The organism is Polaromonas sp. P1_E3 (genome assembly GCF_056405935.1).
The window spans coordinates 1-12,285 of record NZ_JBFUBD010000076.1 but is presented as its reverse complement, the minus strand read 5'-3'; the positions used below and the strand labels follow the sequence as shown (position 1 = coordinate 12,285).

General features: G+C 62.5%; 11 protein-coding genes. 1 reads left to right on the top strand and 10 read right to left on the bottom strand.

Annotated features, from left to right (window positions below; translation table 11 throughout):
• From AC1D0Z_RS10935 to gabT, 10 genes are all read right to left on the bottom strand, one after another.
• The coding region (locus AC1D0Z_RS10935) for a tripartite tricarboxylate transporter permease (RefSeq protein WP_477658272.1) at positions 1-623 on the bottom strand (623 nt) is incomplete at its 3' end.
• On the bottom strand, positions 623-1,045 hold the full coding sequence (locus AC1D0Z_RS10930) for a tripartite tricarboxylate transporter TctB family protein (RefSeq protein WP_477658273.1): 423 nt from the start codon (positions 1,043-1,045) through the stop codon (positions 623-625). The genes AC1D0Z_RS10930 and AC1D0Z_RS10935, both read right to left, overlap by 1 nt.
• A gap of 263 nt (positions 1,046-1,308) precedes the next feature.
• Positions 1,309-2,808 carry a sensor histidine kinase gene (locus tag AC1D0Z_RS10925; protein ID WP_477658271.1) on the bottom strand — a complete coding sequence of 500 codons (1,500 nt, stop codon included), beginning with the start codon at positions 2,806-2,808 and terminating at the stop codon, positions 1,309-1,311.
• Positions 2,809-2,824: 16 nt separating this feature from the next.
• Positions 2,825-3,496, bottom strand: coding sequence for a response regulator (locus AC1D0Z_RS10920; RefSeq protein ID WP_477658270.1), 672 nt, complete (start codon positions 3,494-3,496; stop codon positions 2,825-2,827).
• A gap of 46 nt (positions 3,497-3,542) precedes the next feature.
• A complete protein-coding gene (locus AC1D0Z_RS10915) occupies positions 3,543-5,021 on the bottom strand; it encodes an NAD-dependent succinate-semialdehyde dehydrogenase (protein ID WP_477658269.1) in 1,479 nt (492 codons plus the stop codon).
• Positions 5,022-5,195: 174 nt separating this feature from the next.
• The gene (locus tag AC1D0Z_RS10910) at positions 5,196-6,020 is read right to left on the bottom strand and encodes an ABC transporter permease (RefSeq protein ID WP_477658268.1); all 825 of its coding nucleotides are present in this window, start codon (positions 6,018-6,020) and stop codon (positions 5,196-5,198) included.
• Positions 6,021-6,053: 33 nt separating this feature from the next.
• Positions 6,054-7,307, bottom strand: a complete 1,254-nt coding sequence (locus AC1D0Z_RS10905; RefSeq protein WP_477658267.1) for an ABC transporter permease — start codon at positions 7,305-7,307, stop codon at positions 6,054-6,056.
• Positions 7,308-7,327: 20 nt separating this feature from the next.
• On the bottom strand, positions 7,328-8,356 hold the full coding sequence (locus tag AC1D0Z_RS10900) for an ABC transporter substrate-binding protein (protein WP_477658266.1): 1,029 nt from the start codon (positions 8,354-8,356) through the stop codon (positions 7,328-7,330).
• A gap of 67 nt (positions 8,357-8,423) precedes the next feature.
• On the bottom strand, positions 8,424-9,509 hold the full coding sequence (locus tag AC1D0Z_RS10895) for an ABC transporter ATP-binding protein (RefSeq protein ID WP_477658265.1): 1,086 nt from the start codon (positions 9,507-9,509) through the stop codon (positions 8,424-8,426).
• 27 nt (positions 9,510-9,536) lie between these two features.
• Entirely contained in the window at positions 9,537-10,829 is a 1,293-nt protein-coding gene (gene gabT / locus AC1D0Z_RS10890) for a 4-aminobutyrate--2-oxoglutarate transaminase (RefSeq protein WP_477658264.1), read from the bottom strand.
• Positions 10,830-11,009: 180 nt separating this feature from the next.
• Between gabT and AC1D0Z_RS10885 the strand changes: the two genes are divergently transcribed.
• On the top strand, positions 11,010-12,285 hold a 1,276-nt coding region (locus AC1D0Z_RS10885), incomplete at its 3' end, for an aminotransferase-like domain-containing protein (protein ID WP_477658263.1).

Sequence of the window (12,285 nt, the reverse complement as noted above, 5' to 3'; positions counted from 1 at the left end):
ATGCTGATCAGGCCTATGCCGTCCATCAGGAAGGGCAGATTCATGGTGTAGCGCGCCACACCGCTGTTGACGTCGGTGCCGACCATGCCGAGCAGCACCCCGACCATGGCCATGGCCAGACCGTTAAGCAGGCTGCCGCTGCTGACAAAGCTCACGCAGAAAAACCCCAGCAGCATGAGTGCGCAATAGTCAGCCGGCCCAAACAGGAAGCCCACCTCGCCCAGCGGTTGCGCCAGGGTCGAAAGCACCACAATGGCCACGGTGCCGCCAATGAAGCTGGATATGCCCGCGGTAAAGAGGGCCAGGCCGGTCTTCCCCTTGAGCGTCATCTGGTAGCCGTCTATACAGGCGACGATGCTGCTGGCATGCGGGATCTTCATTGTGATGGCGCTCACGCTGTCGCCATATTGGGCCCCGTAGTAAATGCCGGCCAGCATGATGAGCGCGCCGCCGGTGGGAATGGAATAGGTCAGGGGCAGCAGCAGGCTGATGGTCGACAAAGGACCCAGTCCGGGCAACAGTCCGATGAGTGTTCCCACCGTGCAGCCAAGAGCGCAATAAAGCAGGTTTTGCCAGGTCAGCGCATGCTCGAAACCCAGCGAGAGGTTATGCAGGATGTCCATCAGTAGAGGGGCAGGCTAAGGCCGAGAAAGTTTTTGAAGGCAAAGGCAACCAGGATCAGGCCCACCGAGATCTTGATGTTGCGCACCACGGAATACGAAGTACCCGCAAGCGTGGAACAAAACACCAGAAATACGATGGCCAGGATCATGTTGAGGTAGTGGGAGATCACTGCAAACCCGACGAGGCTCAGCAAAATGAGGGCGATATTTTTGACGCCGTAGTCCAGGGGCACGGGGTCATAGAAGTGCGAGCGCACCACCGAAAGCACGCCAATCAGAAACAGCAGGGAGCTCACGATCAGGGGGAACATGCCCGGTCCGGACCGGCTTAATTCGCCAACTGTGTAGTTCAGCGACACCCCGCCGAAGAGCAGGGCGATCGCCATGAGGCAGAGGCCCCGCACGAAGTTGCGGTTCTTCATGTTCATCGGGGTTCGCTCCATGGCTGCGCCGCTGTGGGCGTTGTCACAAATGGGGGGTGATTCATCCGTGTCTCCTTCGTGGTGGCCCTGCCTTGGCTGGTGCACAAGTTACAGCCGTCTGGGGGCGGCAGGGGTGGAGCGGATGTTAGGAAGCGAGGCTTCCAATCGGCTTTCGTTTTACGCAGACGAACTCAAAATACGTGTTATCACTAACAGGGCCGATGGACCTGCAGCGCTGCCGGCTACTGCTCAGCCGTGTGCGTTCAACCCTGTGGATCCGATGCGAGCGGCAGCCGCAGGATGGCGCGCAGGCCTGAGCCGGAGCCTGCATCGGCCAGCTCGATGTCGCCACCGTTGCGCCTGGCATAGGCGCGTGCAATGGCCATGCCGAGCCCGGCACCGCGTGCGCCTTTTTCCGTCGAACCGGCAGAATGAAAGCGTTCAAAAACTTCTGCGTGTCGCGCTCTGGCGATGCCTGGGCCGTCATCGCGCACCTCGGCGAGCGCCGCGCCATCATCGGTGCTCACCTTCACGGTGATGTGCCCACCCGGCTGGGTGTAGACAATGGCGTTATGCACCAGGTTGGACAGCGCTTCGTGCAGTTCGGCGCCGCGAGCCAGTACCGGAACTGCAGGGCTTTTGTGCAGCGCATCKGGCAGGGGAGCATCTTCAGCCGCGTCCAGGCCCAGATCCTGGTTTTTCTCATGGGCCAGCGTCAGGTACTGCAGCACCACGTCCCGCGCGATGCTGTTGAGGTCCACGATGACGGGCGCGTCTTCGGATAGTGCCTCGTCGCTCGCATGGGCCAGCGACAGCAATTGCTCGCACAGGCGCCTGCTGCGCGAAATCTGCACGACCATGGCACGCAAGGTCGTGTGAAGCTGCTCAGGATCCTTTTCGCGCAGCGCCACGCCTGCCTGGGTCAGCATGATGGCCAGCGGTGTACGCAACTGGTGCGAGGCATCGGCCAGGAACTGCGACTGCTGTTCCAGCAGCTCGCGATAGCTGGCCAGGTGCTGATTGACGGCGTCGACCAGCGGTGCCACTTCATGCGGCACATTGGTGGTGTCCAGCGGATTGAGATCGCGTCCTTTGTTCTGCAGCACGGTTTTCCGCAGGCGCTCCAGTGGCCGCAGAGACCAGGTCACACCCAGCCAGACCAGCACAATCACCACCAGCAGCATGCGTGCATCACGTATCAGTTCCTGCCGCAAAGTGGCCGCCTGTGCCCGGTCGCGCGGCTCGGTGCTTTCGGCCACCTGGATCAGCAGGTCAAAAGCCTGGCCACGGTCGTCGAGTACTTTGCTTTGAAGCGCCACCACGCGCACCGCATGGTCCCGGTAGCGGCTGTCGTACCAGATCACGGGGAAGGCGCTGGAAGAGGGTGCCAAGGCCAGTTGCGCAGGCGGTGCGGGCAGGTCGGTTGCACCCAGCAAAGTCACCTCCCCTGTAGAGGCCATCCCTTGCGGCGTCAACCCGATATGCAGGTACTTTTGCAGCGGGCCGGCGGCATCAACCACCGCCTGTACCGCAAGTGGCGCGTTCAGGTGCAGCAAGCCGTCGGGCCCCACCGACAGGCTGCCGCGCAGCACATGCACGGACTCCAGCATGGCCTGGTCATAGGCGTCTTGTACCTGGTTGCGCAGGGCGCTGTAGTCGTTCCAGCTGTCCAGGGCCAGCAAGCCCAGGATAGCCGGAAGCAGCAGCGTCAGCAGGCGCGCACGGATGCCGAAGCGGTCCGGATCCGTGCGCAGTGTTTTCATGCGGTCTGGTGTCGCGTCAAGTCTGACAGGCCTCAAGCATGTAGCCCAGGCCGCGCACGGTGACGATGCGCACATCGCCGCCTTCGAGCTTTCGGCGCAGCCGGTGCAGCACCAGCTCGATGRCATCGGGCCCCGCGTTGCTGTCGGCCGGGAACACCTTGCCCGAGAGCTGCGACTTTTCCACGGGGGAGCCGCTGCGCGCCAGCAGGACCGACAGGGCGGCGCTTTCACGCGGCGTGAGCTGCAGCAGTGACCCGGCCAGGGTGAAGGCACGGCTGTCATGGGGGCATGACAGGGAGCCGCACTGCAGCGGCGCGTGGGCGCGGCCCCGGCTGCGCCGCACCAGCGCCGTGAGCCGCGCTTCGAGCTCTTCAATGGCAAAAGGCTTGGTCAGGAAGTCGTCGGCCCCGACGTTCAGTCCCCTGACCCGGTCCTGCAAGGAGCCTTGCGCGGTCAGCACCAGCACCGGGGTGCGGTTGCCGACCTTGCGAACGTCGGCCAGCAGGGCCAGCCCGTGTTTGTCAGGCAGCCGCAGGTCGAGCACCACCGCGTCGTAGTCATTGCCGGCCAGCAGCGACTCCGCGGTAGCGGCATCCGGCGCGTGGTCGGGCACAAAGCCGCTTTGCTTGAAGGCACGTAGCAGCCATGCAGCCATCTCGGCTTCATCTTCCACAAGCAGCAGGCGCATGGATCCTTCAGGTAACAGGGCGGTTGCGAATGTGTGGTGGTTCAGCTCAGCGCTGGATGTCCCCGAGACACAGGTATTTCATTTCAAGGTATTCCTCCATGCCGTGGCTGGAGCCCTCGCGGCCCAGGCCGGACTGCTTGACMCCGCCAAAAGGCACATGCTCAGTAGCGATGACGCCGGCATTGATACCGACCATGCCGTATTCGAGTGCCTCGGCCACGCGGTAGATTCGGCCGATGTCGCGGCTGTAGAAATAGCTGGCAAGGCCGAACTCGGTGTTGTTGGCCGCGTCAATCGCCTCCTGCTCTTTCTGAAAGCGGAAGACTGGCGCGAAAGGGCCGAAGGTTTCTTCCCTCGCGCAAAGCATGTCGGCGGTGGCCTCGGAAATCACGGTCGGCTCAAAGAACTGGCCCTTGATCTTGTGGCCGCCAGCGAGCAGTTTGCCGCCCTTGGCCATCGCGTCATCCACATGGCGCTGCACCTTGTCCACAGCGGCGTCCTCGATCAGCGGGCCTTGCACCACGCCGTCCTCAAAGCCATTGCCCACCTTCAGCAGCTTGACCTTGGCAGCGAACTTTTCAACGAACTGGTCGTACACGCCGTCCTGCACATAAATGCGGTTGGCGCAGACGCAGGTCTGCCCGGCATTGCGGTATTTGCTGGCCATGGCACCTTCAACGGCCGAATCCACGTCGGCGTCGTCGAACACGATGAAAGGGGCGTTGCCGCCCAGTTCCAGCGCCAGCTTCTTGATGGAGGGCGCGCTTTGCGCCATCAGGATGCGGCCGACTTCGGTGGAGCCGGTAAAGCTGATGTGGCGCACCACGTCGCTCGCGCAGAACACCTTGCCCACGGCAATGCTGTTGGCGCTGTCGGCTGTCAGCACGTTGAGCACGCCGGCCGGGATGCCGGCGCGAATGGCCAGCTCGGCGGCGGCCAGGGCCGTGAGCGGTGTGAGTTCGGCCGGCTTGATAACCACGGGGCAGCCAGCGGCGAGAGCCGGAGCCACCTTGCGTGTGATCATGGCCAGCGGGAAGTTCCAGGGTGTGATGGCCGCGCACACGCCGATCGGCTGCTTGATGACCATCAGGCGGCGGTTGTTGTCGAACTGCGGCAGGGTCTCACCATTGACGCGCTTGGCTTCTTCGGCAAACCACTCGACAAAACTCGCACCGTAGGCGATTTCGCCCTTGGCCTCGGCAAAGGGCTTGCCTTGCTCGGCCGTCATGATGCGGCCCAGGTCTTCCTGGTTGGCCATCAGCAGCTGGTACCACCTGAGCAGGATGGCGTGGCGCTCCTTGCCGGTTTTGCTGCGCCATGCGGGCCAGGCTGCGTTGGCGGCGGCAATGGCGGCCTCGGCGTCCTGGGGGCCCAGGTTGGCCACATCGGCCAGCTTCAGGCCGGTGGCCGGGTCATTGACATCAAAGCGGGATGAACCGGCGACCCACTGGCCATTGATCAGGGCGTCGGTCTTGAAAATGCTGGGGTCTTTGAGCAGGGAAATGGGGGAGGTTTTCATGTCCATGGAGATGTCCTGAAAAGGTGGAATGTGGTTGCGGGTATCCGGGCAATGGGACTGATTTTGACTGCTTTCGGGCAGGGGTGCTTTGGGGCCGCTCGTTCCCCGGTGGTGGTGAGGGGCGGAGGCCGTCACCCGCAGTTGGCGGTCCTGCAAGGGCCTGGCATCGCAGGTGCCCTGTCAGCCCCTGCGCCCGCGTAACCACTCGAGGAACAGCAAAAGTGCCGTGGTGAACAGGATCAGCAGTGTGGCAACAGCGGCGATCGTCGGCGAGATGTTTTCACGGATCCCGGTAAACATCTGCCTCGGCAGCGTGGCCTGGTCCGCGCCCGCCAGAAACAGCGTGACCACCACTTCATCAAACGAGGTGGCAAATGCAAACAGCGCACCCGAGATGACACCCGGTGCGATGACAGGCAGGGTGATCCTGAAAAACGTCCGTAACGGGGTCTCGCCAAGGCTGAGTGACGCGCGCACCAGGTTGTGGTTAAAGCCCGCAAGCGTTGCAAGCACGGTGGTCAGCACAAAGGGCGCACCCAGCGCGGCGTGCACCACGATCAGCCCGACGTAGCTGTCGGCAAGGCCCAGCGGAGCGAAATACAGGTAAGTGGCTACGCCGACGACGACGATGGKGACCACCATGGGCGCGATGAGGATGCCCATCAGAAGGCTTTTGAACCGGAAGTTGGTTCTGGAGAGTCCGACAGCTGCCAAAGTGCCCAGTGCGGTGGCGATCAGTGTTGCAGCGGGCGCCACAATGAAACTGTTTTTGGCGGCCCTGGCCCATTCCGGCGAATCCAGCAGGTTGCGGTACCACTTCAGCGACCAGCCCGGGATGGGATAGCTCAGAAAAGAGCTGTCGGAAAAAGACAGCGGCACCATGACCAGGATGGGTGCCAGCAGGAAAACCAGAATGGCGACGCAAGCGGCGCGCACCAGCCACCAGCCGGCCTTGTCGGCAAGGGTGGCATAGCGGGGAAAGGCGGGCCCTTTTATTTTGAACATGGTGATTGGCGTCTGGGTCTGAAAAGAAGGATGTCAACCAATGCTGAGTTCGGCCTTGCCGATGCGCCGGTAAACGCTGTAAAGAACCATGGTGGCCGTCAGCAACACCGCACCCAGCGCACAGGCCATGCCCCAATTGACTTCGACGTTGGTGTAGCGAGCGATGTAGTAGCTCAGCATCTGGTCATCCGCACCACCGAGCAGGGCGGGGGTGACGTAATAGCCGATCGACAGGATGAACACCAGCAACGCGCCTGCGCTGATGMCGGGATAGGTCTGCGGCACATACACCCGAAAGAAGGCAGACAGGGGTGCGCTACCCAGGGACACGGCAGCCCGCACGTAGGTTGCCGGCACATTCTTCATCACGCTGTAAAGCGGCAGGATCATGAAAGGCAGCAGGATGTGCACCATGGCAATCACCACGCCTGCGCGGTTGAACAGCAGCGCCAGGGGGCTGTCTATGAGGCCGATACCCATCAGCCCGCGATTGACCAGCCCTTCTGATTGCAGCAGCACGATCCAGGCCGCGACGCGTACAAGAATGGATGTYCAGAACGGCACCAGTACCAGGATCATCAAGAGGTTGGCCTTGCGCGCCGGCAATGAGGCCAGCCACCAGGCCAGGGGGTAACCCAGCGCCAGGCAAAACACCGTGACCAGAAAACTGATCTGGAAAGTTCGCAGCAAAATGGCGCCGAAAGCGCGCTGGTCCGGCGGCATGCGTTCCACCTCGCCTTTGCTGCCCCGCCGCAGGTCCACCGATGCCAGCAGATAGTCGGGCGTCCAGCGGGAACTGTTTTTGGCGATGGCTTGCCAAAACAGGGGCTCTGCCCAGCGCGGATCAAGCTGCAGCAACCTGGCCTGTATTTCTTCAGGCGAGCCCGTAATGGGCAGCGCGCGGTAGGTCCCCATGACAAGGGAGCGCGCACCCGGCACTTCGGAGTTGAGGCGGCGCGCCAGGGCGCCGGCATCCGAACTGTCAGAAAGACGGCCCAGGTCTTCCACCAGCGCCGCGTAGCTTGCCGGGCCAGGGGGTGTCTGGGCGTTCCAGTCCTTGAGGCTTTTCCCCGTCCGGGGAAGCGCCGCTGCCACTTCCGGGTTTTCAACGGCGCGTTGCAGCAAGGCCGCAATCGGAACCAGCAAGGTCAGCAGCAAAAAAACCAGCAAGGGCACGGTGAGCGCAAACGCGCGCCATTTTCGACGAGCGTCTGCGCGCGACAGCGCCGCACGCAATGTGACTGCGTCATTGCCCTGAAGGGCGCCCTGGCTGGTGATGCTGCTCATGGCGTGCTTGTTCCGCCGGTTTATTGCGTGGCCCAGGCGGCAAAGCGTTTTTCAAGCGCCTCGCCCTGGTCGGCCCAGAAACCAACATTCATCTGGATCGCCTCTTTGGCGTTGGCCGGCGACGTCGGCAGATCGTCCAGCACCTTCTTGTCGAGCTTGGCCAGGGCCTGGTTGTTGACGGGGCCGTAGGCAATGTTCTGGGCGTAGACGGCCTGGGTGGCTGGCTGGCTGGCAAAGGCGATGAATTTCATCGACGCGTCTTTGTTGGGCGCGCCTTTGGGAATGACCCAGTAGTCCAGGTCGTAGATGCCGCCGGGCCAGTAAATCTTCAGGTTGCGGCCTTCGCGGTTGGCAGCGTCGATGCGGCCGTTGTAAACCGTGCTCAGGGCAACGTCCCCAGCCACGAGAAACTGTGCAGGCTGGGCGCCGGCTTCCCACCACTGGATGCTGGGCTTGAGTTCTGTCAGTTTGCGGAATGCGCGGTCAGCCCCGTCCTTGGTGGCCAGGACTTTGTAGACGTCGGCAGGCTTGACGCCGTCAGCCAGGAGCGCAAATTCCAGGTTGTAGCGGGCGCCCTTGCGCATGCCGCGCTTGCCCGGAATTTTCTTGACGTCCCAGAAATCGGCCCAGCTCATGGGCGCGGTCTTGACCTTGTCYGCGTTCCAGGCCATCACGGTGGACCACACAAAAACACCCACGCCGCATTCCTTGACCGCTGCGGGCAGGAAGTCTGCCTTCGGGCCGATCTTGCTGAAGTCAATTTTTTCAAACAAGCCTTCGTCACACCCGCGCTGTACATCAGGCGCTTCGACTTCAACCACATCCCAGGTGACTTTTTTCGTCTCGACCATGGCCTTGATCTTGGCCTGCTCGCCGTTGTATTCCACGGCAACGACCTTGGTGCCTGTTTTTTCGAAGGGCTCGTAGTAGGCCTTTTTTTGCGCATTGGCGTTGGCGCCACCGAAGTTGACGACGGTGATCTGCTGCTGTGCAAGTGCAGGCAGGGCCAGGCACGAAGCCATGGCGAGGGCGATGATGTTTTTCTTCATGGTGCTATTTCCTCGGTGGTTGATAAAGGTCAAAGTGAACGTCGAAAGTTTCAAGGGGGTAGAGCCGTCAGGCCGCGTAGATTCGCGTGAATGCAGCCGGAAATTCGAGGTACACGGCTTCGCCGGGTTGCGGTGGCGCCAGGCCGTTCAGGAGCGTGAGGGGCAGCTTGACCGTCGCTTCCGGCTGGCCGGCGCCGATGTCGCACAGCAGCCGCAGGTGGTCGCCGAAATAGATGATGCGAGCCACGCGGGCTGGCAACACACCGTCAGGTGAAGCCGGCGCCTGGCGGTGCAGCACAATGCGCTCGGGCCGGATATAGGCCTCGACCTGCGCGCTGGCAACGGCCTGATTCACGTTGGTGCCGCCCAGAACGTGGCCATCCAGTAGTTCGATGCCCGTGGACTTTGCCTTGCCTTTGAGTACCGTGCTGTCTCCGACGAAACCGGCCACAAAGCGGTTGGAGGGGGTCTCATACAGTGCCTCTACGGGCGCCAGCTGCTGGATCGCGCCGTCGTTGAAAACCGCCACCCGGTCGCTCATGGTCAGTGCTTCCCCCTGGTCGTGCGTGACATAGACAAACGTGACGCCCAGCTGCTTGTGCAGCTCCTTCAGCTCAATCTGCATGTGCTCGCGCAGCTGCTTGTCGAGCGCGCCCAGCGGTTCGTCCATCAGCACCAGCTGGGGCTCGAACACCAAGGCCCGTGCCAGGGCAACGCGCTGCTGCTGGCCGCCCGAGAGTTGTCCGGGCAGGCGGTCCGACATGCCGGACAGGCGAACCATGTCGAGCGCGCGCTGCACGCGGCTGGTCTGGTCGGCCTTTGACACCTTGCGTACGGTGAGTGGATAGGCCACGTTCTGGCCCACCGTGAGGTGCGGGAAGAGGGCGTAGTTCTGGAACACCATGCCGAAGTTGCGCTTGTGCGGTGGTGTGCCGGTGATCTGCGAACCGTTGAGGAAAATTTCCCCGGCAGTCGGTGATTCAAAGCCGGCCAGCATCATCAGCGTAGTGGTTTTTCCCGAACCGGAAGGGCCGAGCAGGCTCAGGAATTCCCCGCGATGAATGTCGAGGTCGAGCTGTTGCACGACCAGTTGCTCGCCGTCGTAGGTTTTCTGCACGCCTGAAAAGCGCACAAGCACATCGTTATCAGTCATCGTTTTTCCTGAACGGGGCCACGTAGGTCAACGTGATGCGGGGAAGCTGTCTGCCAGGATTTGCAGGCCTTCGTCCAGCAAGGCGTCTTCGGCCGTGAGGGGAACCAGAATCCTGATCACATTACCGTAGGTGCCGCATGAGAGCAATATCAATCCGCGCCGGGCGGCTTCGGTCACCACGCGTTTGGTCAGCGCCGCATCGGGGCGGGCAGGGTCCCCGTTTTCGGAGAGCTCTATGGCCACCATGGCGCCAAGGCCTCGCACGTCGCCGATAGWGGGCTCCTTTTTTGCAATGGCCTGCAAGCCCTTGATCAAGTGGGCGCCCAGCGTTTTGCTGCGCGCCAGGAGTTTTTCTTTCTCAAAGGCCTTGAGCACGGCCAGCGCTGCCGCGCAACCAATGGGGCTGCCCGCGTAGGTGCCGCCCAGGCCGCCGGGGCCGGGCGCATCCATGACCTCGGCGCGGCCGACCAGGCCCGAGATCGGGAAGCCGCCCGCCATGGATTTTGCGATCGCGATCAAATCGGGTGCCACCGGCCACTGCTCGCTGGCATACCAGGTGCCTGTGCGGCCGGCGCCGGTCTGGACTTCGTCGGCGATCAGCAGGATGCCGTGCCGGTCGGCCAGCGCCTTCAGGCGGCTGATGAATTCGGGCGGGGCAATATAGAAGCCCCCTTCACCCTGCACCGGCTCAATGATGAATGCAGCCACGCGCTCGGGCTCAACGTCATTTTTGAGAATCTGTTCCACCGAATGCAGTGCCTGGTCGATGCTCACGCCGTGCAGCGCATTGGGGTATTCGGCGTGGAACACTTCGCCGGGAAAGGGGCCGAACCCCAGCTGGTAGGGCGCCACCTTGCCGGTCATGCCCAGTGTCATGTTCGTCCGGCCGTGGTAGCCGCCCGTGAAGGCGATGATGCCGGGGCGCTTGGTATAGGAACGCGCCACCTTGACCGCGTTCTCAACCGCTTCGGCGCCGGTGGTCAGCAGCAGGGTCTTTTTGGCGAAATTGCCGGGTGCCAGGGCGTTGAGCTTCTCGGCCAGTTCAACGTAGGGCTCATAAGCGACCACCTGAAAGCAGGTGTGCGTGTAGAGGTCGAGCTGGGCCTTGACGGCGGCAATGACTTCGGTATGCAGGTGGCCGGTGTTGAGGACGGCGATGCCACCGGCGAAGTCGATATAGCGGCGGCCTTCAACGTCCCACAGTTCGGCGTTTTTGGCCCGGCTGACAAAAATCTMGTGGGCCTGGCCTACGCCGCGCGTCACGGCGGCTTGGCGGCGCGCCATCAGGGCGGCGTTGCTGGAGGTCTGGTTTGGCTGCATGGTGAAGGATTTCTGGTTGGGGGAAGGAGATGGATGGACTTTAGAAGCCGGGACAAGGGCCGTCCATGTACACCGCCGCGCTGTTTTCAACACACTGTGCGGGTCTAGAATCCTGTACATGGATTCCCCAACCCGGTGCATGGGCATTGCGATGCACAATCTGCCCTTTTTGGTTTTTTGATGCTCACACTTCGCCCGGAACTGCAGACCCCCCTGGTGAGCCAGATCGTCGACGGCCTGCGGGGCATGATTGCCGGGCAAGCGCTGAAACCGGGCGYCAAGCTGCCTTCGATCCGCGGTTTTGCCGCCCAGCACGGTGTCAGCGTTTTTACGGTGGTAGAGGCTTATGACCGGCTTGTAGCCCAGGGATGGCTCGTTTCCCGGGCCAATGCCGGGTTTTTCGTCAAGCGCAGGGGCGATGATGGTGCGTCGGGCGTGCCATACGCACAGCCCCCGCAGCCGAAATTTGACGCGCGCTGGTACCTCAAGCAGATTTTTGAAAACCGCAACCTGCCGATGAAACCCGGTTGCGGCTGGCTGCCGCACGATTTCCTGTTTGGAGATGCGATTCGCCGCAGCATGCGGCACCTGTCGGCAGACGGCTCTTCGCTCGAAGGCTATGGCCTGCCTTACGGGCATATGGCCCTGCGCATGGTCATTACGGAGGCGCTGGCCGAAAATCAGATATCGGTCGAGGTCGACCAGGTGCTGCTGACACAAGGCTCCAGCCAGGCGCTGGACCTGGTGGCCCGGCAACTGGTCAAGCCGGGCGACACCGTGCTGGTGGACAGCCCAGGCTATCCCAACCTGATGTTCATGCTGCGTTTCCTGGGYGCCAACCTTGTTGGTGTGCCGCGCACCCCCACAGGCTATGACCTGGCCGCGCTGGAGGCGCTGCTGGCCGTGCACAAGCCCAAGGCCTTCTTCACGCAGCCCCGCCTGCAAAGCCCGACCTGCTCGATTGCTTCGGCGGCCCATTTGCACCGCTTGCTGCAATTGGCCGAGACGCACGGATTCACGCTCGTGGAGAACGATATTTATGCCGACATGGACCCGGTCTCGCGGTCCACGCTGGCCAGCCTGGACCAGCTGCAGCGCGTGGTCTATATCGGCAGCTATTCCAAGACCATTTCTCCCAATCTGCGCGTGGGCTACCTGCTGGCACGAGGCGAGTTGATCGAGGACCTGGCACAGCTCAAGATGATTTCGGGCCTTACCTCGTCCGATATCGCCGAACGGCTGACTTTCGGGGTGGTCACCGACGGCCGCTGGCGCAAGCACCTCAAGTCGCTTCGCGAGAAGCTGGCCGCCGCGCACCGCAAGACCGAAAAGAACCTGACCAGCCTGGGGTTTGAGCTTTTCCATGAGCCCGGGGCCGGCATGTACCTCTGGGCCCGGCACCCGGACCTTCCCGACGGTGCCGTCCTGTCCAAGGAGGCCACGCCCGAGGGCATCA

Excerpts from the sequence above, each read along its gene's own strand:
- AC1D0Z_RS10930 (WP_477658273.1), bottom strand. The coding sequence starts at position 1,045 with ATGAAGAACCGCAACTTCGTGCGGGGCCTCTGCCTCATGGCGATCGCC.
- AC1D0Z_RS10895 (WP_477658265.1), bottom strand. The coding sequence starts at position 9,509 with ATGACTGATAACGATGTGCTTGTGCGCTTTTCAGGCGTGCAGAAAACC.